This window comes from Microcoleus sp. N9_A1, from assembly GCF_036701795.1.
Classification (GTDB): domain Bacteria; phylum Cyanobacteriota; class Cyanobacteriia; order Cyanobacteriales; family Microcoleaceae; genus Microcoleus.
Map to the genome: position 1 here is coordinate 1 of NZ_JAUBRI010000086.1, position 20,994 is coordinate 20,994.

The window sequence follows — 20,994 nt, forward strand, 5'->3', positions numbered from 1 at the left end:
TTGAGGTGTGATTTTTTAACATTTTACCTGTTTCTAAACTAAGTATAAATACTTACTTCCTTAATGGGATGCTCCCTCTTTTCCGGCTACAAATGTATTGCTGTAGAGAGGGGGAGGAAAATCAAGACAGACAATTCTGATGCAATTCGATTTGGGCTTTAATATTAGACAGCATTATGTAGATGCAAATAGCTGTCGCTTGCTATACTGCTGGAGGGTTGCAGCCAAACAAATCGGAGGCGGAGGCAAAAACACCTTTGTTAAGAATTAAATGCGGAGATGGCGATCTCGATTGATTAACCCTTGCTGCTGCAATTTTCCCAGCATTCGCGTTACTGTTATCAGAAAGAATTGGTTTAAAGCCCCAAGCCCGATCGGGAGAAATTAAAAGAAGACTATTCATTACTCCAATCCTCTTCCTTCCAGGTAGATGTAGCTATCTTGCGGTCAACAGTCAACAGTCAACAGTCAACAGTCAACAGTCAACAGAACCGCGTCGTGCAAATCGCATTAGCAATATCTTGATGTGTCCAGCGGATATTCAAACCACAGGCCTGTCAAAAGTTATGAAACTGCAAAAAATTGGATTGTCGGGACTGATCTCAATCTTAGCGGCGCTGACTATAGGTGAGTTTCGGTTTATCCCTAACTCTCAATTTAAAATCGTCAATTCTCAGGCCTTGGCTCAAACTCAAGCTCAGCGCCAAGCTGAAGCAGACCGACTCTTCTATCAAGGGCGTCAGCAGTATCAGATTAGTCAATTTCAAGCTGCTTTGCAGTCTTGGCAACAGGCCCTAATAATTTATAGAGAAATTAAAAACCGCCAAAACGAGGGGGTGGCTCTGGGAAGTCTGGGAGATGCTTACGAGTCCCTCGGCGACTACGCCAAAGCCATCGAGTACCAACAGCAGTCGTTGGCGATCGCGCGAGAAATTAAACACCGCCAAAGCCAGGGGGCGGCTCTGGGAAATCTGGGAATTGCTTACGAGTCCCTCGGGGACTACGCCAAAGCCATCGAGTACGCTCAGCAGTCGTTGGCGATCGCGCGAGAAATTAAAGACCGCCAAAGCCAGGGGGTGGCTCTGGGAAATCTGGGAATTGCTTACCGTAACATCGGCGACTACGCCAAAGCCATCGACTACCTACAGCAGTTGTTGGCGATCGCGCGCGAAATTAAAGGCCGCCAAAGCGAGGGGGCTGCTCTGGGACATCTGGGAATTGCTTACAGCCTCCTCGGCGACTACGCCAAAGCGATCGAGTACCAACAGCAGTCGTTGGCGATCGCGCGAGAAATTAAACACCGCCAAAGCCAGGGGGCGGCTCTGGGAAATCTGGGAATTGCTTACGAGTCCCTCGGGGACTACGCCAAAGCCATCGAGTACGCTCAGCAGTCGTTGGCGATCGCGCGAGAAATTAAAGACCGCCAAAGCCAGGGGGTGGCTCTGGGAAAGCTGGGAAATGCTTACAGTCTCCTCGGGGACTACGCCAAAGCCATCGAGTACGCTCAGCAGTCGTTGGCGATCGCGCGAGAAATTAAAGACCGCCAAAGCGAGGAGGCGGCTCTGGGAAAGCTGGGATTTGCGCTCGCCAGCTCTGGCAATCTCCCAGCAGCAGAGAAAACCCTATTTGATAGTATTAAAGTTTCCGAATCTCTCCGTGCTGGATTAGACGATGCAAATAAAGTGTCAATCTTTGAAAGGCAAACTAACCCCTACGTCAATTTACAACAAGTCCTCATTGCTCAGAAAAAAACTAATGACGCTTTAGAAATTGCCGAACGGGGTAGAGCCAGAGCTTTTGTGGAGTTATTGGCATCTCGCCAAGCCGCATCTGCATCTGTCCCAACTACTATCAACCCGCCCAATATCCAGCAAATTCAACAAATTGCTAAAGAGCAAAACTCTACCCTCGTCGAGTATTCAACTATTGGGAATCAAGCCCTTTATATTTGGGTCATCAAGCCGACTGGTGAAATTACCTTTCGCTCCGTTGACCTCAAATCTCTCGACATCAATCTACCCGAAGTCACCGAAGGGGCAAGAGTATCTGCTGCTCTCGGGACGAGAGGATTAAACGAGCAAGATACAGCCTTAGCTGAGATGATTCGCGGCACTCGCGAGGCTCTGGGTGTATCGGCGGGGGACACTGCCAATCGACAAGCGGCTAATCGCCCTGCTTCTACCCCTGCTAATTCTCGCATAATCTACCCCAAATTACAGCAAAGTTATCAACTACTCATTCAACCCATTGCCGATCTTTTACCTACTGACCCGAATGCTCCTGTCATCTTCATTCCCCATCAATCGCTGTTTTTAGTTCCCTTTGTCGCCTTACAAGATCCGACAGGTCAATATTTGATTGAAAAACATACCATCCTCATTGCTCCGGCCATTCAAATTTTGCAGTTAACCCGCCAATCACGGCAAAAAGTCCGACAACTTTCTCTCCAAAATAACCTCGTCGTCGGCAATCCAACCATGCCCAAGATTGGCACCCCGCCGCGCCAATTAGATCCCTTACCGGGCAGCGAACAGGAAGCAATTACAATTGCCCAACTTCTGAATACTAAACCGATTACAGGCTCTCAAGCCACTAAAGCATCGATTACTCAACAGATGCTAAAAGCTCGGATTATTCATCTGGCAACTCACGGATTACTCAATGAAGTGAAGAGGCGAGATTTACCGGGAGCAATCGCCCTGGGTCCATCAGGAAATGATGACGGATTGCTGACTTCGAGCGAAATCTTGGATTTAAAATTAAATGCTGAATTAGTGGTATTAAGTGCTTGCAATACTGGCAGAGGAAAACTCACAGGCGATGGTGTGCTTGGGTTATCTCGTGCTTTAATTAGTGCTGGAGTTCCTAGTATTATCGTTTCTCTGTGGTTAGTGCCCGATGCTGCGACAGCGGAATTAATGGCAGAATTCTATCGCCAGTTACAGCTAAACCCGAATAAAGCTCAAGCTTTGCGGCAAGCAATGCTGATTACAATGAAGATGCACCCAAACCCTCAAGATTGGGCGGCGTTTACGCTGATTGGCGAAGCAGAATAAGGTTTTTTTCTGCGCTTGCTACACTGCTTGAGGGTTGCAGCCAAACAAATCAGACGATGTGGCAAAAACACCTTTGTTAAGAACTAAATGCCGATCGCCATCTCGACTGATTAACCCTTGCTGCTGCAATTTTCCCAGCATTCGAGTTACTGTTACCCGCGTTGTGCAAATCGCATTAGCAATATCTTGATGTGTCAAGCGGATATTCAAACGAGTTCCCTCAACCACAGGCTGACCGAATTCCTGTTGCAATAATAGCAGTAGCTGATACAAACGGTCATCTACTCGTCGCTGTCCGGCGATCGCTAAAATTGCTTCCATTTGCCGCAGCCGCCGTACCATTTGAGGCAGCAACTCGTGAGCCAATTGAGGAGAAGCTTCGATTTCCACCATAGAATACCACATCAAATAAATATCTGATGTCGCCGTAGCTCGGTAAGTCTGCAAGTTTGTCAACCACAAACCGAAGCACATCGAAGGCCCAACCCAGCCCAAAAGTCCTTCTTCCCCGTTTGGATAAAGCGTACTCAGTTGTGCTAAACCTTGACAGACTCGCCAAAGGCCATGCGACATCATAGGAATGGTTTCGCCCTTGGCATAAAAATGCAAGTTTCGGCTCGCTCCTGTGTTATGCTGGATTTCCGCTAAAAGTGCTTTGGATGTTGGTGGCATATCGCTTATTTCCAGCTAAAAAACATTTGTCTGAGACCTACGCCTCTGACTATAACCGGCAAAGGTAAAGGTTTGGTAATCGTCTGGTTAGCGGCAAGATAAGCTTTAGTCATTAGTTGTTATTTGTTATAAAATAACTAAGTAAAAGCTGGCTTTTGTCAAACAATTGCGCTCGTTACTTTGGGCGAATTCAATAAATATTTGACTTAAAAAAAACCGCAGAGTATTTGTTAATAAATAGTCAGTTCATCAAGATTAAATAGAAAAAAAAGGCGAGTTCGGAAGTTCGATCGCACTCCCAGGCCCGCCGAGTCAACTGCTGCTACCTGCTGCGGCAACCTTCAAGAACTTCTAAAATAGTTTAAAGAAGTATCAAAAGAGAAAAGTAAGGTTTTTCATGGCCGATCAATTAATTCACGCTACAGCCGCAGATGGCGGAATTCGCGCCGTAGCGGTTATTTCCACCCGCCTCACCGAAGAAGCAAGACAGCGACACAAGCTCTCCTACGTCGCTACAGCAGCCCTCGGACGCACGATGTCGGCGGGGCTGTTACTCGCCTCCAGCATGAAGCGGCCCCAATCAAGAGTCAACATTCGCATCAAAGGAGATGGGCCCCTGGGCGGGCTTCTGATTGATGCGGGACTCGATGGAACAGTTCGAGGTTATGTGGACAATCCCGAAGTGGAATTGCCGCCCAATGCTAAAGGCAAACTCGATGTTGGCGGGGCAATAGGTGATGGTTATTTGTACGTGGTGCGGGACGTTGGATATGGCTTCCCTTATTCAAGTACGGTAGAATTGGTTTCCGGCGAAATTGGTGACGATCTGACTCATTATTTGGCAACCTCGGAGCAAACGCCTTCGGCTCTGGTTTTGGGGGTGTTTGTGGGGGCGGGCGGGGTACAAGCGTCTGGGGGTGTGCTGTTGCAGGTTCTGCCGAAGGCGGCAACGGACGAAAAATTGGTGCAAACTTTAGAATCTAGAGTTGCTGCACTGTCGGGCTTTACGCCACTGCTGCGATCGGGTAAAACGCTGCACCAGATTCTCGAAGAGTTACTGGGAGATATGGGCCTGGAAATTTTCCCGGAAACTCAGATGGTGCGCTTTCACTGTGGCTGTTCGTTCGATCGAGTTTTGGGAGCTCTGAAAATGTTTGGCGAAGCTGAACTCCAAGACATGATTGAAAAAGATGGGGGGGCTGAGGCTACGTGCCATTTCTGCAACGAGGTTTACAAAGCTAATAGCGACCAACTTGCGGAACTGATCGGCGATTTGCGATCAAACTCCGGTTCTTGAGACGATAATGTGTAATTGGCTCTATTGAATGCGAGTTAGGGATGACGGCCTTGACCAATTGCCAATTACGCATTATCAATTACCTAATCACAAAATTTTGATTTTGGCGGTTTGGCGATCGGCTCTTGCAGTCTAGGGCCGACGGGAGTATGTAAAAGTAAGGAACCCCACGCTTAAAAGCGGGGGCTTTCAAGACAGTTCGGCTCTGTGAGCGGGATTGAACCGAAAGCCCAAACCTTACCAGGGACAGGATCAGACCTACGTTTTTTGAGTCACGATACCGGAAAATGCGACGCTAGTTTTCCGCTCTATCGCTGAGAGTTAAACAGGCCCGGGTGGGGTCAAACCAGTGCTTTCAGCCTAACAAGCTCACTAAACATTCAAGGGAGCGAACCTTACCCCGAAAGGGAGATTGAGGCAACCATACCTCACCGGAGAGGCAAACCGACCTCTCCAACCCCGAAAGGGGATTCAAGGCGACGGTCGTCGCAGCCGCCTTCCTCCCATGCCTAAAGTCAAGGGCTTCCCGCTCGTTTTTTGGTGATGAATACATTTATTTTATAGAGCAGTTGATAGCAGCGCTCGCAGTTTTTAAATAACTAACGCTGGCTGGTTGCTGTTTGTGGTGAGGATATGAGTCAAGATCGCAAAATACCAGGCCGTTGGTCTGCATCAGAATCCTTGGAGTCAACAAAGGATACTTCGTCGCTGGTGCGCTTACCAGCAAGGAAAAACCGGGCTGAACGACTTAAAGAGCTCCGAGAGTTGGTTACTTCGGGAAAACTGCCGGGAGGGCATCTGGAACTACCGCCGAATTTGTCTGGGGAAAACTCGCAGCCGCCGGGGGAACACAATCCGTTCTGGCGGAACTGGTCGAATAAGTGGCAGTTTTGGCTGGCGGTGAGTTTGATCCTGTCGGTGGGTATGGGGTTTGTGGCACTTGCATCTTTGCTCAACCTGACCTCGCAGTCGAATTGCTCAAAGATTTTTTGGCCGACGGCTTCTGCTAACGATCGCTTTTTTTGTGCTCAAGAAGCAGCAAGCAAGCGGACGGCGGATGATTTACTCAGGGCGATCGAATTAGTTAATGCTTTGCCAAAAGACCATCCGTTGCGGCCGAGAATTAACACTCAAATAGATCGGTGGTCGGAGGATATTCTCAGGCTGGGAAATGCTACTTTCCAAGAAGGAAAGCTGGAGGAGGCGATTGCGATAGCGAACAAGGTTCCTAAAGACGTTCCTGCTTACCCGACGGTGGAAAAGCAGATTGAAAAGTGGCAGTCGATATGGAGCGATGCAGAGAAAATTTACCGCACTGCTGAAGACCACTTGCGTCAGGAAGAGTGGGCGCAGGCTTTCCGCCAAGCTACTCTGCTTTTGGATTTGGGAAATACTTTCTGGGAATCGGCTAAGTACGAGGAATTGACTAAGCTAATTCAGACGACTCGGGCTGAGGGCAATAAGTTACTAAAAGCCCGCAATACAGCCTCCGAGGGAGGTCTCGAAAATCTGGTGACGGGGATTAAGCTGGCTCAGGGAATTGGTCAAAACAGTTATTTGTATCAAGCTGCCAATAAGGCGATCGCGGGATTTAGCAAGAAAATTTTGGAGATCGCGCAAAAACGATTGCAGGCTGGCGATTGGCAGGAGGCGCTCACGATCGCTAACAAGATTCCAGAGTCGGCAAATTTAAGGGAACAAGTACAAGATTTTAATGAGTTGGCGAATGCTACTTCTCAGGCTTTGACTGGCTCTGTTGAGGGTTTCTCCAAGGCGATCGAGATTGCTCAAAAGTTGAAGTCCGGCCGCCCTTTGTACAAACAAGCTCAAGATTTAGTCGGCCGCTGGCAGCAAGAAATGGCTGATGTCAAAGTTTTAGATATGGCAAGCAGGCTGGCGGCGCCCGGTGGGGTCAATGATTTGAGGGCTGCGATCGCGCAATTGCAAACAGTCCCCCAATCAAATCCCCGCGCTTCGGAAGCTCGCAGTCAAATTAGCAGCTTGAGCCGTAAAATCGAGCTGCTGGAAGACAGTCCGTATTTGCAAAGAGCGAACGATTTGGCAAGTACGGGCGATCCGAATGCTCTGGAAGCGGCCGTTGCTCAAGCTTCTCGGATCACTAGAGGTAGGGCGCTTTACGTGGAAGCTCAAACCAAAATTCAAGCTTGGATCGAGAGGAGACAGCGGCTTGTTGACCAGCCGTTTTTGGATAGAGCTCAGCAGCTAGCGGCGGGCGGCAATTTGGCGGGGGCAATTGAGATGGCCCGCCGGATTCGATCGGGACGGGTGCTTTATGAGGAAGCTCGATCGAACATTCGGACTTGGGAGGCTCAATTTCAGGGCGAGCAAGGTTTGCAAAACGCCCGTCAGGCCGCCCGATCGGGGACTGCGGAGGCTCTGCAAACGGCTATTGGGCTGGCAAGTCAGGTGCCCGAGTCGAGTTCGCTCCGGTGGCAGGCGAGTGAGGCGATTGATGAGTGGAGCCAGCGGATTTTGGCGCTTGGTGTGGAACAGTCGTCGTCGGATCTGGCTGGGGCGATCGCGACTTTGAAGAAAATTCCCTCGGGCACTCGGGCTTTTGAGCAAGCTCGATCGCAAATCAAAGTTTGGGAGGAGTCGCTGAATTCTTCGGATGCTGAATCTCCCCCTCCCGATCCCCCGGAAACTGAGCCTCCGAGCAGCCCTCCGAGTGGGTAAATGTGAGGGTGAGAAGCGTCTAACTAATATCTTTAGTTATCTGTATTAGGGAACCAAAAATGAAAACGCCCAAGCAAGTTCTCCAAGACTGGGTTGCTGCTTATAACGCTCGTGACCCTCACGCCCTGATCGAGCTTTATCACGACGATGCAGAGAACCATCAAGTTGCCTTTGGCGATCCTATAAACGGGCGCGAGGCATTGCTTGAGAGTTTTGTTAGCTTCTTCCAAGCGTTTCCAGACAATTACACGCACGCTGAGAATCTGTTTGAGGATGGCGAGTGGGCGATCGTCGAGTGGACTGGTGGCGGCACCTTTCTAGGTAAGTTTGGTGGCAACCTACCAACTGGCAAAAGTTTTACCCTGCAAGGCTGTGGCTTCTTTCATGTTGTTGATGGCAAAATCCATTTTCAACGCGGTTACATAGACAAGCACACTTGGTTCATGCAGCTTGGGCTACCGATATCATAAGCTTCCAGTTGTGCAACTGTACAATTATTTCGCATCAAGTCTTTGCTCACTAAAACCTGCGTTGCAGGTAGATACTACCGAAAAAAGGTGCTTTTTCCCGATGCTTGCCATCCCATTAAAAAGACTAATTCCAGAGCCTAAACATCCGCCGGATTGAGGTGCATCATCGCCCAAGTGGTGTAAGTGCCGATCGGACTCCAAAGTATGTAAGGCAGCAATAACAGGGCGGCAGGCTCGGAAACTTGCAACACACTTAAAGCTAGTATTACGCTTAAAATAGCACCCGTTCCGCCGATTATTGTGCCGACTTTTAGGCTCTTAAGTTTGCACATAACTGAGGTGTAAGAGATGGTTACTATTTCTAAAAGCAGGTAAAAGCCCATTCTGAGCCAAGTTTCCTGAGTTGCCGGTTCTTTTTCCCAAACAATCACTGCTGACCAAGCTGCACAAATAAAAATTACTGTCCAAATTATGGGAATTGCTTTTTCAAATACTAGCCATCTCGGACGCTGCAAGCGGTTGAACCATTGGATGTCGCTGGGCGCGATTATGTTAGCTGCTAAAGCTACTACAAAAGCGACGCCTCCAATTACCATCCAGGATTTAATCATTTTTTTACCTTGGGCGAGGTTGACAGGTTCGATTAAGCAGATATTATCTTTAATTTTGGCGATCGCGCAATCTGTCCCTAGTTATATTAGGTTTGGTTCCGTCGCGAAACCCAACATCAGTTGAAAAGTAATTTAGACTTCTGGGAACTCTCAATTTATTTTCTTCTATTCCGTTTCATAATATAAAAAATGCGACTCTTGATCCCTCCCCTTGAAAAGGGGAAGGTTCGGGTCGGATTTTTAGTAAAATTGACCAGTAAATTGAACAAAAAGTCTATTAGTCTTTCAAAAACATCGGCGACTAGCCGAGCCGATGATGCTGTTCTAATTCTAAACTAGAGTCATTCTCTTTTTTGGGAACCAGAAGCGTATTTTCGCTGCTCGGTTGCAACACAGCTTTAATCACTTGGAGAAAACGGTTAGGCTTTTTAGTTTGACCGTTGAGAGTTCGGCGGTCTTGCACTTTTTTAGAAAGGTGCCTCATCACAGATAAATCGAGTTCATCGATGAAATGGTCTGCTATACGTTCTCCCATTAAATCAATAGCTTCAGCATACTGATCTGTTAGCGTTTGTATGGCATCATAAGCTTCGTCAGCAACTTGACTTGCTACTGTTTTATTTTGGTCGCCCGGTGTCGGGGAATGGCTGCGGCGTCTGTCTAAAAGACTTTGGTAGTCAGCAATACTCATTCCTAAATTGTAGAGATGGTGGTGAGCGTGATCCATCAAATCCACTTCACCGGGATAGAAGAAACCGCGAGTGCTGTTGATACCGTGCAGTTTTGCCCAACGCCACAGAATTGTCTCGTCTTGGAGTTGGTATCGCTCCAACATTTGAGCTGTGTTCAGCTCTACTTCTGGCGTAACTTTGAAATCGCTCATCGGTAAATCCTCGCTGGTGAGTAGATGAATAAACTTGAAACCTAGAATTTGTGATTAGGGTGCAGTCTGAAATTGACGATCGATCTTTTGACGGTATTTAGGGAAGTCTTGCGGGCTGATGCTAGCCGCCGAGCGATCGCGCGAGACGATTTCAGGGTAGGGTACTTTTGGGTTCGGTCTCGATCGCATCCAGGAGCAACTGCACAGGCTTAATAATATAGCTGATTTCCTGTTTTAACAACCGTTAAAAATAGTAAATTTTAATTTTTTGGTTTGAATTGTTAGTAATTTTGAGCTACAATAGCACTAACAAGTCTGTAATCAGTAATTTTAGTAGTTGCGATCGAGATTATTAGTATGCCTCTATACGATTATTTATGTCCCCAAAATAACCAGCAGCTAGAAGTTTCCCACAGCATGAACCTTGAAGTTTCGACTTGGGGTCAATTGTGCGATGTAGCTAAATGCGAACCTGGGGACACTCCCGCAGATGCTCCGGTACGCCGTTTGCTGAGCGCTCCGAGGTTACTGAAGCCAACATCCGACACCGATTACAAAAATTCTGGTTTCACCAAGTACGTGAAGCGGGATGAAGGAGTTTATGAAAATGTCACGGCGAAAGATGGTGAAAGCCGTGTTGTCAATCGAGATGGCAAGCCACTTAAAGAGTGAAAATTTACCAAAAAATTGGGTTGTCAGCTAGGGAAACGGCACTGCCGTGTCCTCTATTTCTTGGGTAAGGTAACGGCACTGCCGTGTCCTCTATTTCTTGGGTAGGGAAACAGCACTGCCGTGTCCTGTATTTCAGAGAATTGAAAACAGCGATTCTATGCCGATGCCAATCGATCGCGATGCTCTGGATTATACCACAAAACTCACCTCGAATCGATCGCAAAAATCGGCAATAATCTTAAAGGGTATGACACAATGGAGAATTTTTTATGAAAGTTGCGATCGTCGGCTGCGGCTATGTGGGTACTGCGACAGCCAAACATTTACGCGCTAAACCCGATTGTACCGTGACGGCGACAACTACGACGGCGAGCCGAGTCAGTGAATTGGAGGCTGTCGCCCAGCGGGTAGCTGTAGTTAAGGGAAATGACGCAGGGGCGATCGCCAGTTTACTGCAAGACCAAGATGCTGTTATGCTGTGCGTCGGCGCTCCAAATTCTAGTGCTTATCGAGAAAGTTACTTAGAGACGGCGACAACTTTGGTATCAGTTTTGCAGCAGATACCGACGGTCAAACAGGTGATTTATACGGGTACTTATTCTGTGTATGGCGATCGACAAGGTAAACTGGTAAACGAAGAATCGCCCGTGGAGCCAGCCAATCCCAACGGTGAAATTCTCGCCGAAACAGAACGAATTTTATTAGCAGCATCGAGTCCAAATCTTCACGTCTGCATTCTCCGTTTGGGTGGCATTTACGGGCCTGGTCGAGAATTAGTTAAAATCTTTGGAGGCTGGGCTGGAACCACTCGTCCGGGTACGGGGGAAGATGCTACAAATTGGGTGCATCGGGATGATATTGTTGGGGGATTAACCTTTGCTTTGGACAATCGATTGCAGGGAATTTACAATTTAGTTGGGGATGTGTCGCTGTCTAGTCGTGAATTGCTCGATCGTATTTTTGAAGCTAATAATTTGCCGAAAGCTACTTGGGATGGAAGTCCTAGCGTGCGACCTTATAATGCGAAGGTCTCGAATCAAAAGATTAAGGCTGCTGGTTATCAATTTATCCATCCTGAAATTAGAGAGTATTAAATGCAGTCATTAAACACACATTAAACACAATTGCATTCAGGCGATCGCTCTTTTTTCAACTATCTGCGTCAATCAGCGTTTATCTGCTGGAAATCTGCGGTTAACAGATCGAATATTTGTGCAAAAAGCTAGCTTATTGCGTATGTTTGGCGATCGCTTTTGCTACAGATATAAGCTGATCGTGAGTTAAATCATCCCCAGGATTTGCCACGGGGCCCCAGTTTGTATAACGAGTCGATCGACCTGCACCTACTTCCGCAAAGACTCGAATAGATTCTAAGTTGCCGCGAGTCATTTCAAAATAAGTATAGGTAGCTCCCCAACACAGATATTTGTTAGTAATTCCTCCGATTCTTCCACTACCTAAATCCAGAGTTTTTACCAGCGGCACAGAAACAGTAGTTTGACAACTTTTGTCATAATAAGAATAAGCTACCGGAGCATTTTCATTGTATTTATAGTTGGTTGCAAATGTTGCTAATTCTGAGGGAGTCATCGCCAAACAAGGGGTGGCGGCAGACAGAAAAACAATTGCAGTAGTTAATAGTTTTTTCACGATTTGAGACTCGAATAAAATTTTATATTTGGGTAAATAGACACCATATAATCGATCGAGACTTACGCACAAGTAGCCAGAAACCTGGTTTTTTACAACAATATTTTGGTGTTACCAGCAGATTGGGTAAAAAAACCGGTTTCTTTGGTTGTAATGCTTTTCATAACTGCTGTATTTTTCCCTTAACCCAAGTTCTAAAGGATTTGAGCAAAGCAATTTCTCCGGTTGTGCGAGTTCTATCGAAAAATCCAACCATTTCCGCTACCGATAAAAAAGGAAAAGCAATGCTAAAGTCGATCTCGATATATTCACTCTCTACCAACTGATAAAAATTCAAAACTCGCCCGTTATATCGCCAAAGTTCCGGGACGCGAAGTGCTGAGTAAATTGCCAACTTATTCAGCGAAGTGCTGGTAATATCTATTTCAATTGCTAAGTCAGGCGGTGGGGCTGTTTCTAAATCCAATTCTTGCCGGCCTCTGAGGGCTGGTTCGTTTTGAATATAATAGCAATTGTCAGGTTCTATGCCTTTTTTTACATTTTTGAGCTTGAGAGTAGTTGAGCCTGCACTTTTGATTTCTATGCCGAGTTCTTCTGCTAAAGCTACAATCAAACGATCGAACTGAATCTTGGGATTTTCATGTTCAAATAGTGGAGCCATAATTTCCAACATTCCCTCATCGTAAGCTAGGCGATAACCTCGGTTATTTCCTATTTCTTTGAGCAGGGTTTCAAAAGTTGACCAGCTAATGTTTTCTAGCAGGGTTCTCTGTTCGGCTAAAGTTGAAGTAGCAACAATCATCTCAAAATCTCCTCGATCTGAGAAAACTCTACTTTTATTTTACCAGGCGATCGAGCTTTTGCAACCGCCGATTGAGGCAGATTAACGTTGGATGAACGCGGATAGTCAGAAAGGGCGATCGCACTTTACTTAGGTTGTGTTAAATCTTATTTGATGACACCGCTAATTCTTTCTCTTCTTCCCAAGACAGCGATGTTTGAAGTTGTCCTGATACAGTAAATGTTTGAGCTGCCAACAGTGCCGTCTCTAAATTTACACACATTTTGGCGGAATAATTACCTTCTTGTCCGCCGACAACTAGCTTTTCTATTGCATCGGGTTTTGATAGAACTACTAAATTATGGAAGCTAACATTGTCAAAAGTTACGTTAACAATATATTTGCCTAATTCGCCGCCGCCAATGCTCATATAACACTCGTCATCTGCACCAAAGGTAACTAAAGTTTTACTTTTTCCGTCTAACTCGCGGATGGCTTGCTCTATTTGACTCCAAGTGGGATTTTCTATTAGATCGCCTTCATCTTGGTTGCCAACCCAATTTTCTGCTGATAGGTTTGATACAAACATTATTGTCTCCTTCTATTTGGCGGTTGAACTGTTATTGTCTTACTTCCACTGGGAGTAATAATTTCTAATTCTGCTATATTTAACTGCCAAGCCATAGAGTTTACTCCACCTCTTAAGCCGCAAGCCGCACAAAGTTCGCGATCGCAAATCAAACGTGCTTTACCTCCTCTAATTCCCGCATCGGCTGCTTGTTGAAAAGCATCGGCTTCAGCGTGAGTTTTGGTAATAGGATTGACATTAAAGGTTATTTGCCGACGATTGGGGTTGCTGCCAGAGTTGATGCCAAAAAAACTTTGACCCGCTATTTCTAGTTTCGCTATAGTTGATTTATCGGTTTCGCTGCCAGCCAGTGATAAACCGAGGCTTTGTCTGTATGCAGCTAGTTCATCAAACACACTTTATATTTTTGACTTTCATGTGGGTTGACAGCCCCTATTTTACCAGATTGCGTTCGGGTTTTGGGATTTGGGATTGCGAGCGATCTTTCTTTTCCCGTAATGAATAAAGATCCTCGATTTAGATTTACTTCTGAGCTTAGTTATGATAAAATAGACTCAACAATGAAACGAGTAATTTTTTATGCTGAAGTTTCTGAGACAGGTTTTAGTTTTCAGCTTGGTAATCCTCTTGGCTTCCTCTTTGTTTATAACATCTGCTGAGGCAGCAAATCGAAAAGGAAGTCACCGAAAAGGTGGTAGCAATAGTCACGGAAAAGGAAGTCATTACGAAGGTGGGCATTTTACTGAACAAGTCAGTCGTTCCACTGCCACTAACATGACCTCGTATCCTCAGTGAATCTGAGATTTATCATATTACTAAGTAGGGGGCGGGCAAATGCCCGCCCTCTAACAACTTACCCCATCATCTAACTGAAAAAGTCGATCGTCTCTTTCAACGCTTTCACAAACACATCAATCTCCTCGCGAGTATTGTAAAAATACAAACTCGCCCGCGCCGTAGATGAAATATTAAAATAGCGGTGCAAAGCTTGCGTGCAGTGATGCCCGGAACGAATCGCGACTCCCTCCTGATCTAACAAGGTAGACAAGTCTTGAGGGTGAATTTCTCCCGCAGTAAATGCCGCCAAAGCTGCCCTACCTTCGCCGTTGCTGTCCGGTTGCGGCCCGTAAATTTTAATCTGTGGAATTTGCCGCAATTGTTGGAACAGATAAGCCGTCAACTCGGCTTCGCAAGCGTGAATCTTATCCATGCCAATGTTATTAAGATAATCGATTGCGGCACCAAGGGCGATCGCCTCCCCGATTGCCGGAGTCCCCGCCTCAAACTTGTGCGGCAAATCTGCATAAGTTGAATATTCGAGAAACACATCAGCAATCATCTCGCCACCGCCAAAAAACGGAGGCATTTCTCTCAATAAATCCAGTTTCCCGTACAAAAAACCGATGCCAGTCGGAGCGCACATTTTGTGACCCGAAGCAACCAGCCAATCGCAATCCATTGCTTGCACATCTACTACCATGTGCGGCACGCTTTGGCAAGCATCAATTAAAACTTTTGCGCCGAAACTGTGGGCAATTTCGCAGATTTCTTGAACTGGATTGATGCAGCCCAAAGTATTAGAAACGTGAACTACAGACACCAACTTAGTTTTATTGGAAATCAGCGTTTTGAACTGTGCTAAATCAAGCTCCTGAGTCTCCGTCAACTCAACAAACTTCAGCACCGCGCCAGTTTTTTGAGCAATCATTTGCCAAGGCACCAGATTGCTGTGGTGTTCCATCACCGACAGGATAATTTCATCTCCGGCTTGCAGATTGTTTAAACCCCAAGAATAAGCAACCAAATTAATCGCTTCGGTGGCGTTGCGAGTGTAAACAATTTCTTGTCGCGAAGCCGCATTGATAAACGCTGCAACTTTATCTCTCGCACCTTCGTAAGCATCAGTCGCTTTAGCGCTGAGAGAGTGAGCGCCGCGGTGCACGTTAGCATTGTATTGTTCGTAGTAATCGCGCCAAGCATTGAGTACAGCCAGAGGTTTTTGGGAAGTAGCTGCATTGTCTAGATAAACTAGCGGTTTCCCGTTGACTTTTTGATTCAAGATTGGGAAGTCTGCGCGAACTTTTGAGGCTAAGGTTTTTTCTTGAATAAGTGTCATATTTTTTGAAGTTAGTATTGTTGTGAAACTCGCTTATAGGGCGTATTGTTGAATCGGGAGATCCCCCTAAATCCCCCTTAATAAGGGGGACTTTGAGAAAGCTCTTGTTCCCCCCTTATTAAGGGGGAGTAGGGGGCAAGCTAAGGGGGGATCTCCGGCTTTGATTGCGGCAATAAAACATCACCCAGCCTGTTGCTAATTCCTTTATTCTTGCACAGCCACACAAGTAGAAAGCATTTTCGCCACCCCAATAATCGGCAACATATTGAGAATTTCCGCCGCAAAAGCATCAATCAACAAATAGCGACTTCTTTCCAAATCCAAACCGCGACTTTGCAAGTAGAAAAGCTCATCATCTTCTAATTGGCTGACAGTTGCACCGTGGGAACATTTAACGTTATCCGCCACAATTTCTAACTGCGGTTTGGTATCGACGCGAGCTCGGGGCGACAGCAACAAATTCCGGCTCAACTGTCCGGCATCTGTCAATTGTGCGGCTTTGCGAACGAAAACTTTGCCGTTAAATACTGCGCGAGCTTTGTTACCAACAATGCACTTGTGCAATTGCTTACTTGTGCCGTGGGGGTGATTGAAATCAATTAGACTGTGAGTGTCTGCTAACTGTTCGCCAAAGGCTACGGTTAAGCCGTTGAGAATTGTTTCCGTGCCTTCGCCGCCTTGCAACACTTCTAAATTGTGGCGCGATATTTTGCCGCCCAAGCTGATAGCATGACAAGTATAGCTGCTGTTGCGCGATTGCTCGATCGCACTTTTGCCAATATGAACCACATTCAAAGTTTCCCGCTGCAGCCTAACGTGGTTCACCGTGGCGTTTTCGCCCACAAAAACATCCGTCACAGCATTCGTAAAAGCGGGTAAATTACCGATTGTAGTGTAATCCTCAATCAGTGTAACTTTGCTGCCAGCCTCAGCTATGATTGAGCAGTGCGGCTGACACATCGTCGCAGATGCACCGGGTGCGGTGAGGAACAGCAAGTGAATCGGCATTTCGACGGACACATTGGCCGGCACGAACACCACCGCAGAATCTGCTAAACCCGCAGTATTCAGCGCTGTAAACACTTCCGTTGGCTGGCTGTGCTTGCTCAAAACATCGGTAATGCGCGATCGATATTTTTCGGGTACATTAGATAGATTACCTGCATAAAAGTCCGGCAAATTCACCGTTGACAAATCCGGCGCATAAAAACCGTTAACAAATACCAATCTTAACGGTAAATCATCCCGATTCTTCACAGGCATAACAATATCAGCCAGCTTAACCGTTGACTGATAGCTTTGCGGTACATGAAAAGGAACTTGCAACATCGACGACAAATCAGTAAAGCGCCACTCCTCATCCCTCACCGTCGGAAAACTTGCAGCAAGCACGTATTCAGTCGCCGCATCCCGCAAATCCTGCAACCCGTAAGCCGAATCTTTGCTATTAGCAACCTCCAACTTGCTGCACTGATTAACTAAATCAGCCAAAAACATTTCCCTAGTAGCAACTTGCGTATTTATCATCGCGCCCCAACTCCTGCTGCTTCCTCTTCCACAACCCAATCATAACCGCGCTCTTCCAATTCCAGCGCCAACTCTTTCGGGCCAGTCAAGATAATTCGGCCCGCTTCCATGACATGAATAAAATCAGGAATAATGTAATTGAGCAACCGCTGATAGTGAGTAATCACCAACATCGAATTTTCAGCAGTTGACAACTGATTCACACCGCCGGCGACTATCTTGAGAGCATCGATATCCAAACCAGAATCAGTCTCATCCAAAATAGCTAACTTCGGTTCCAACAGCGCCATTTGCAAAATCTCGTTGCGCTTTTTTTCGCCCCCAGAAAAACCCTCATTGACGCTGCGGCTCAAAAAAGCCGGATTCATCTTCACAACATCCAGCTTATCCTCGATTAAATCTTGGAAATCAAAAGCATCCAACTCTTCCAATCCCCGATGTTTGCGGTGAGAATTGTAAGCCACGCGCAAGAAATCCACATTACTAACGCCGGGAATTTCCAAAGGATATTGGAAAGCCAAAAATATGCCAGCCAAAGAACGTTCTTCCGGCGGTAATTCCAGCAAATTTTGTCCCAAAAATGTAACTTCTCCACCTGTCACTGTATAAGCAGGATGGCCAGCTAATATTTTGGACAAAGTGCTTTTACCTGAACCGTTGGGGCCCATAATCGCGTGAATTTCACCCGATTTAATTTCCAGATTCAAACCCTTAAGGATTTGTGTATCTTCCACATTCGCCGTTAAATCGCGGACGGATAACACCACTTGACTATTTTCAACAATCATCTCTTTTTTTCCTAACTCCTTTGATTTTTTTGTCTGGTTTTTCGAGTTTTCTCGTTAGTTTTCTCGTTCCTCGGCTCTGCCTAGGAATGCGTATCACGAGACTCTGCCTCGCCGTTTGTGCGAGAGAGAAACGCGAGAAAGAAACACGAGGCAGAGCCTCTAGATATGCGTTACCAGGCTGTGCCTGGTAACGAGAGTTTTCTTCTGGTTTTCTTGTTCCTCGGCTCTGCGTGGCAAGAATAAGACATCCGTTACATCCGCTACAAAATCCGTTGCCGAACTTCTATCCCACACTTCCTTCCAGCTTCAGACTCAACAACTTATCAGCTTCCGCCGCAAATTCCATCGGTAACTGATTGAAAACATCTTTACAGAAACCGCTAATCATCATCGAAATAGCATTTTCTGCAGAAATTCCCCGCTGTGCGAAGAAGAACAATTGCTCTTCCCCAATCTTGGAAGTCGAAGCTTCGTGTTCCACTTTAGCAGTGTGGTTCTGCACTTGAATGTAGGGGAAAGTATTCGCTTGAGCGTTGTCGCCAATCAGCATCGAATCGCACTGAGAATAATTGCGAGCGCCCTTAGCGTTCGGCCCCATTTTTACCAATCCGCGATAGCTGTTTGCAGAATTACCCGCCGAAATTCCCTTAGAAATAATCGTGCTGCGAGTATTTTTGCCGACGTGGATCATTTTGGTGCCGGTGTCAGCTTGCTGCTTGTTATTTGTCAGGGCTACTGAGTAGAATTCGCCCACGGAGTTGTCGCCGACTAACACGCAACTGGGATATTTCCAAGTAATCGCTGAACCTGTTTCTACTTGTGTCCAAGAAATCTTGGAATTGACTCCTTGACACAAACCGCGCTTTGTCACAAAGTTGTAAATTCCGCCTTTACCGTTGGCGTCGCCGGCGTACCAGTTTTGGACTGTTGAGTATTTGATGTCGGCATTGTCCATTGTTACCAATTCCACGACGGCGGCGTGCAGTTGGTTGGTGTCAAACATCGGCGCGGTGCAGCCTTCTAGGTAAGACACGGAACTGTTTTCTTCTGCGACAATTAGTGTGCGCTCGAACTGGCCGGAATCTTCGTTGTTGATGCGGAAATAGGTTGACAATTCCATCGGGCATTTTACGCCTTTGGGAATGTAAACGAAGGAACCATCGGTGAATACGGCGGAGTTGAGGGCTGCAAAAAAGTTGTCGCCTACTGGTACGACTGTGCCAAGATATTTTTCGATTAGTTCGGGATAATCTTTGATGGCTTCTGTGATGGAACAGAAGATAACGCCGTCTTTGGCTAGTTTTTCTCTAAAGGTTGTGGCAATTGAAACGCTGTCGAAAACAACATCGACGGCGACATTTCCCAGTCGTTTTTGTTCGGATAGGGGAATTCCTAATTTCTCGAAGGTTTCTAATAGTGTCGGATCAACTTCGTCCAAACTGTTGAGCTTTTTGGGCTTTTGTTTTGGCGCGGAGTAGTAGATAATATTTTGGTAGTCGATCGCGGGATAGTTGACATGAGGCCAGGTAGGCTCGGTCATTGTCAGCCACTTCCGGTATGCTTTGAGGCGGAATTGCAGCATGAATTCCGGTTCGTTTTTCTTCGAGGAAATCAGGCGGACTACATCTTCGCTCAAGCCGCGGGCGATGGTGTCCGACTCGATGTCGGTAACGAAACCGTATTTATAGGGCTGGTTGACTAGGGTTGTGACTGTAGAGCTCATGAATTTTGCGCTTTCGAGTGTTCTGGATAAGTCTCTCAAAGATGGCAGACGCTTGAACTGTCCGGGGCCCGGCGAGTTCTGGGGGCTGCTTGGGGAAGTTAAACAACAATTTTGTTGCTTTACTATATTTTAAGCTACATTAACAATAGTGATATTGTCAAAGTCAAATTAATAATTTTTTGTGAAGATGATGGAGACTACTCAGCAGACTTCCACGAAACAAGACATCCTGGAATATTTGCTCAAGGGGGATAAAGGGACGGCTCTTGAGTTGGCGGAGTCTTTGGAGATGAGCCCGCAGGCGATTCGCCGTCACTTGAAGGATTTGGAGGCGGAGGGGCTGATTCGGTATCAGTCGGTTCAGGCTGGTATGGGGCGACCGCAGCATATTTATGAGCTTACCAGTCTGGGGCGCGATCGATTCCCGAATCGTTACGGGGATTTTGCTGTGTCTTTCTTGGATACTTTGGCGGAAACCGTCGGCCGCGAGCAAGTGATTAGTATCCTGCGAAAACAGTGGCAGCGCAAGGCTACGGACTATCGGCGCTTTGTGGGTTCGGGTTCGCTGCAAGAGCGGGTGACTAAGTTGGTGGAACTCCGCAGGGCTGAAGGTTATATGGCTGAGTGTTATCCTGTAGAATCTGTAGGTGTGGAAATGTGCGATCGCGATGTTAAGGGCGATCGATTTGTGTTGATGGAACACAACTGTGCTATTTCTAATGTGGCGGAAACTTTTCCGAGTGTTTGCGGCAATGAGTTGGAAATGTTTGCGGGGGTTTTGCCGGATTGTATTGTGGAGCGGACTCACTGGATTATTGATGGGGAACACCGCTGCGGTTATTTGATTGCTAGAAAGAAGGAAGTAGTCAGTAGTCAGTAGTCAGTAGTCAGTAGTTGTTATTAGTTATTAGTTATTCAACAGTCAACAGTCAACAGTCAACAAATAACTATGGAACCATTAGCAGATTTTTTAAAGCCGGAAGAGTGCGCCGAAGTTGATATGGCGCTGCTGTCGTCGAAGGAAAAGTTTTCGACTCGATTGGCAATTTATGGTTTGAGGGTGCTCAAGCAAATTGCTGGGGAGACTGGTTTGCCGATAACTGATGTGTCTAACCAGCAGGTGATGGATTGGATTAAGAATGATGAGAGCATTCAACGGTCGATTCAAGTTGATGCTAGTTTTGAGAACTTTTTTACTAATTTGGTGGTGGCGTCTTTGCGACCGTTGAAGCAAATTGCGGCAGAATCTGAAAGCGCGATCGAGCAATTAACAGTTAAGCAGGTCGTCGCGTGGTTTGTAAAGGACGGGAAAATTCGCCGAGAGCAGGGTGTGGATGCGGCGTTTTGAGATTTGTGAGTGAAAGGTCGATCGGCCCCACTGGCACATAATACGTCAAACTCGGTTATTGGGTGCGGTTTCGGGCGATCGAAAAAAAGTTTTGACAAAAGGGTTGACAGACAA

21 protein-coding genes are annotated in these 20,994 nt (G+C 46.6%); 8 read left to right on the forward strand and 13 right to left on the reverse strand.

Annotation, left to right across the window (positions count from 1 at the left end):
• Positions 1-202: 202 nt before the first annotated feature.
• On the reverse strand, positions 203-403 hold the full coding sequence (locus tag QUA58_RS27205; protein WP_333397164.1) for a hypothetical protein: 201 nt from the start codon (positions 401-403) through the stop codon (positions 203-205).
• 163 nt (positions 404-566) lie between these two features.
• On the opposite strand from QUA58_RS27205, the gene QUA58_RS27210 reads away from it, so the two are divergent.
• Complete coding sequence (locus QUA58_RS27210) at positions 567-3,056, forward strand: CHAT domain-containing tetratricopeptide repeat protein (RefSeq protein ID WP_333397167.1); 2,490 nt, start codon at positions 567-569, stop codon at positions 3,054-3,056.
• Positions 3,057-3,074: 18 nt separating this feature from the next.
• On the opposite strand, the gene QUA58_RS27215 is transcribed toward QUA58_RS27210, so the two are convergent.
• The gene (locus QUA58_RS27215) at positions 3,075-3,728 is read right to left on the reverse strand and encodes a Crp/Fnr family transcriptional regulator (RefSeq protein WP_333397169.1); all 654 of its coding nucleotides are present in this window, start codon (positions 3,726-3,728) and stop codon (positions 3,075-3,077) included.
• A gap of 397 nt (positions 3,729-4,125) precedes the next feature.
• On the opposite strand from QUA58_RS27215, the gene hslO reads away from it, so the two are divergent.
• The 3 genes from hslO (at position 4,126) to QUA58_RS27230 (ending at position 8,192) form a co-directional block, all read left to right on the forward strand.
• Positions 4,126-5,025, forward strand: a complete 900-nt coding sequence (gene hslO / locus QUA58_RS27220; protein ID WP_333251820.1) for an Hsp33 family molecular chaperone HslO — start codon at positions 4,126-4,128, stop codon at positions 5,023-5,025.
• Between the two features lie 633 nt (positions 5,026-5,658).
• Positions 5,659-7,722 (forward strand): hypothetical protein, encoded by a 2,064-nt coding sequence (locus QUA58_RS27225; RefSeq protein ID WP_333251819.1) that lies wholly within the window; start codon positions 5,659-5,661, stop codon positions 7,720-7,722.
• Between the two features lie 59 nt (positions 7,723-7,781).
• A complete protein-coding gene (locus QUA58_RS27230) occupies positions 7,782-8,192 on the forward strand; it encodes an ester cyclase (protein WP_333251818.1) in 411 nt (136 codons plus the stop codon).
• A 137-nt stretch (positions 8,193-8,329) separates the two neighbouring features.
• Here the strand turns inward: QUA58_RS27230 and QUA58_RS27235 are convergent, their stop codons facing one another.
• From QUA58_RS27235 to QUA58_RS27245, 3 genes are all read right to left on the reverse strand, one after another.
• Positions 8,330-8,803 (reverse strand): TspO/MBR family protein, encoded by a 474-nt coding sequence (locus QUA58_RS27235; RefSeq protein ID WP_333251817.1) that lies wholly within the window; start codon positions 8,801-8,803, stop codon positions 8,330-8,332.
• Between the two features lie 301 nt (positions 8,804-9,104).
• Complete coding sequence (locus QUA58_RS27240; RefSeq protein ID WP_333251816.1) at positions 9,105-9,686, reverse strand: hypothetical protein; 582 nt, start codon at positions 9,684-9,686, stop codon at positions 9,105-9,107.
• A 54-nt stretch (positions 9,687-9,740) separates the two neighbouring features.
• On the reverse strand, positions 9,741-9,875 hold the full coding sequence (locus QUA58_RS27245) for a hypothetical protein (RefSeq protein WP_333397171.1): 135 nt from the start codon (positions 9,873-9,875) through the stop codon (positions 9,741-9,743).
• Between the two features lie 168 nt (positions 9,876-10,043).
• Between QUA58_RS27245 and QUA58_RS27250 the strand changes: the two genes are divergently transcribed.
• The gene (locus tag QUA58_RS27250; RefSeq protein ID WP_265234288.1) at positions 10,044-10,358 is read left to right on the forward strand and encodes a zinc ribbon domain-containing protein; all 315 of its coding nucleotides are present in this window, start codon (positions 10,044-10,046) and stop codon (positions 10,356-10,358) included.
• Positions 10,359-10,627: 269 nt separating this feature from the next.
• On the forward strand, positions 10,628-11,452 hold the full coding sequence (locus tag QUA58_RS27255) for an NAD-dependent epimerase/dehydratase family protein (RefSeq protein WP_333397173.1): 825 nt from the start codon (positions 10,628-10,630) through the stop codon (positions 11,450-11,452).
• A 133-nt stretch (positions 11,453-11,585) separates the two neighbouring features.
• Here QUA58_RS27255 and QUA58_RS27260 read toward each other — a convergent pair whose 3' ends face one another.
• The 8 genes from QUA58_RS27260 to sufB form a co-directional block, all read right to left on the reverse strand.
• Positions 11,586-12,008, reverse strand: coding sequence for a hypothetical protein (locus QUA58_RS27260; RefSeq protein WP_333397175.1), 423 nt, complete (start codon positions 12,006-12,008; stop codon positions 11,586-11,588).
• A gap of 160 nt (positions 12,009-12,168) precedes the next feature.
• Entirely contained in the window at positions 12,169-12,810 is a 642-nt protein-coding gene (locus QUA58_RS27265) for a Uma2 family endonuclease (RefSeq protein WP_333397177.1), read from the reverse strand.
• 139 nt (positions 12,811-12,949) lie between these two features.
• The gene (locus QUA58_RS27270; protein WP_333251811.1) at positions 12,950-13,378 is read right to left on the reverse strand and encodes an Imm1 family immunity protein; all 429 of its coding nucleotides are present in this window, start codon (positions 13,376-13,378) and stop codon (positions 12,950-12,952) included.
• Positions 13,378-13,773 carry a deaminase gene (locus tag QUA58_RS27275; protein WP_333397179.1) on the reverse strand — a complete coding sequence of 132 codons (396 nt, stop codon included), beginning with the start codon at positions 13,771-13,773 and terminating at the stop codon, positions 13,378-13,380. The genes QUA58_RS27270 and QUA58_RS27275 overlap by 1 nt, the downstream gene beginning before the upstream one ends.
• 470 nt (positions 13,774-14,243) lie before the next feature.
• Positions 14,244-15,494 carry a cysteine desulfurase gene (locus tag QUA58_RS27280; protein WP_333397180.1) on the reverse strand — a complete coding sequence of 417 codons (1,251 nt, stop codon included), beginning with the start codon at positions 15,492-15,494 and terminating at the stop codon, positions 14,244-14,246.
• Between the two features lie 204 nt (positions 15,495-15,698).
• A complete protein-coding gene (gene sufD, locus QUA58_RS27285; RefSeq protein WP_333397183.1) occupies positions 15,699-17,021 on the reverse strand; it encodes a Fe-S cluster assembly protein SufD in 1,323 nt (440 codons plus the stop codon).
• The gene (gene sufC / locus QUA58_RS27290; protein WP_333251806.1) at positions 17,018-17,809 is read right to left on the reverse strand and encodes a Fe-S cluster assembly ATPase SufC; all 792 of its coding nucleotides are present in this window, start codon (positions 17,807-17,809) and stop codon (positions 17,018-17,020) included. Before sufC ends, sufD begins: the two co-directional genes overlap by 4 nt.
• 283 nt (positions 17,810-18,092) lie before the next feature.
• Positions 18,093-19,532 carry a Fe-S cluster assembly protein SufB gene (gene sufB / locus QUA58_RS27295; RefSeq protein WP_333397186.1) on the reverse strand — a complete coding sequence of 480 codons (1,440 nt, stop codon included), beginning with the start codon at positions 19,530-19,532 and terminating at the stop codon, positions 18,093-18,095.
• Between the two features lie 187 nt (positions 19,533-19,719).
• Here sufB and sufR point away from each other — a divergent pair, with 187 nt between their 5' ends.
• Entirely contained in the window at positions 19,720-20,412 is a 693-nt protein-coding gene (sufR, locus tag QUA58_RS27300) for an iron-sulfur cluster biosynthesis transcriptional regulator SufR (protein WP_333397188.1), read from the forward strand.
• Positions 20,413-20,481: 69 nt separating this feature from the next.
• Positions 20,482-20,880 carry a hypothetical protein gene (locus QUA58_RS27305; RefSeq protein WP_333397190.1) on the forward strand — a complete coding sequence of 133 codons (399 nt, stop codon included), beginning with the start codon at positions 20,482-20,484 and terminating at the stop codon, positions 20,878-20,880.
• Positions 20,881-20,994 lie beyond the last annotated feature (114 nt).

What these genes read in the sequence shown, in the direction of transcription:
- sufD (WP_333397183.1), bottom strand. Translation starts at nt 17,021, where the DNA reads ATGATAAATACGCAAGTTGCTACTAGGGAAATGTTTTTGGCTGATTTA.
- QUA58_RS27240 (WP_333251816.1), bottom strand. Translation starts at nt 9,686, where the DNA reads ATGAGCGATTTCAAAGTTACGCCAGAAGTAGAGCTGAACACAGCTCAA.
- QUA58_RS27205 (WP_333397164.1), bottom strand. Translation starts at nt 403, where the DNA reads ATGAATAGTCTTCTTTTAATTTCTCCCGATCGGGCTTGGGGCTTTAAA.
- QUA58_RS27255 (WP_333397173.1), top strand. Translation starts at nt 10,628, where the DNA reads ATGAAAGTTGCGATCGTCGGCTGCGGCTATGTGGGTACTGCGACAGCC.
- sufB (WP_333397186.1), bottom strand. Translation starts at nt 19,532, where the DNA reads ATGAGCTCTACAGTCACAACCCTAGTCAACCAGCCCTATAAATACGGT.
- QUA58_RS27270 (WP_333251811.1), bottom strand. Translation starts at nt 13,378, where the DNA reads ATGTTTGTATCAAACCTATCAGCAGAAAATTGGGTTGGCAACCAAGAT.
- QUA58_RS27210 (WP_333397167.1), top strand. Translation starts at nt 567, where the DNA reads ATGAAACTGCAAAAAATTGGATTGTCGGGACTGATCTCAATCTTAGCG.
- QUA58_RS27250 (WP_265234288.1), top strand. Translation starts at nt 10,044, where the DNA reads ATGCCTCTATACGATTATTTATGTCCCCAAAATAACCAGCAGCTAGAA.
- QUA58_RS27265 (WP_333397177.1), bottom strand. Translation starts at nt 12,810, where the DNA reads ATGATTGTTGCTACTTCAACTTTAGCCGAACAGAGAACCCTGCTAGAA.
- QUA58_RS27215 (WP_333397169.1), bottom strand. Translation starts at nt 3,728, where the DNA reads ATGCCACCAACATCCAAAGCACTTTTAGCGGAAATCCAGCATAACACA.
- QUA58_RS27225 (WP_333251819.1), top strand. Translation starts at nt 5,659, where the DNA reads ATGAGTCAAGATCGCAAAATACCAGGCCGTTGGTCTGCATCAGAATCC.
- QUA58_RS27305 (WP_333397190.1), top strand. Translation starts at nt 20,482, where the DNA reads ATGGAACCATTAGCAGATTTTTTAAAGCCGGAAGAGTGCGCCGAAGTT.
- QUA58_RS27235 (WP_333251817.1), bottom strand. Translation starts at nt 8,803, where the DNA reads ATGATTAAATCCTGGATGGTAATTGGAGGCGTCGCTTTTGTAGTAGCT.
- QUA58_RS27280 (WP_333397180.1), bottom strand. Translation starts at nt 15,494, where the DNA reads ATGACACTTATTCAAGAAAAAACCTTAGCCTCAAAAGTTCGCGCAGAC.
- QUA58_RS27230 (WP_333251818.1), top strand. Translation starts at nt 7,782, where the DNA reads ATGAAAACGCCCAAGCAAGTTCTCCAAGACTGGGTTGCTGCTTATAAC.
- QUA58_RS27245 (WP_333397171.1), bottom strand. Translation starts at nt 9,875, where the DNA reads ATGCGATCGAGACCGAACCCAAAAGTACCCTACCCTGAAATCGTCTCG.
- sufC (WP_333251806.1), bottom strand. Translation starts at nt 17,809, where the DNA reads ATGATTGTTGAAAATAGTCAAGTGGTGTTATCCGTCCGCGATTTAACG.
- hslO (WP_333251820.1), top strand. Translation starts at nt 4,126, where the DNA reads ATGGCCGATCAATTAATTCACGCTACAGCCGCAGATGGCGGAATTCGC.
- sufR (WP_333397188.1), top strand. Translation starts at nt 19,720, where the DNA reads ATGATGGAGACTACTCAGCAGACTTCCACGAAACAAGACATCCTGGAA.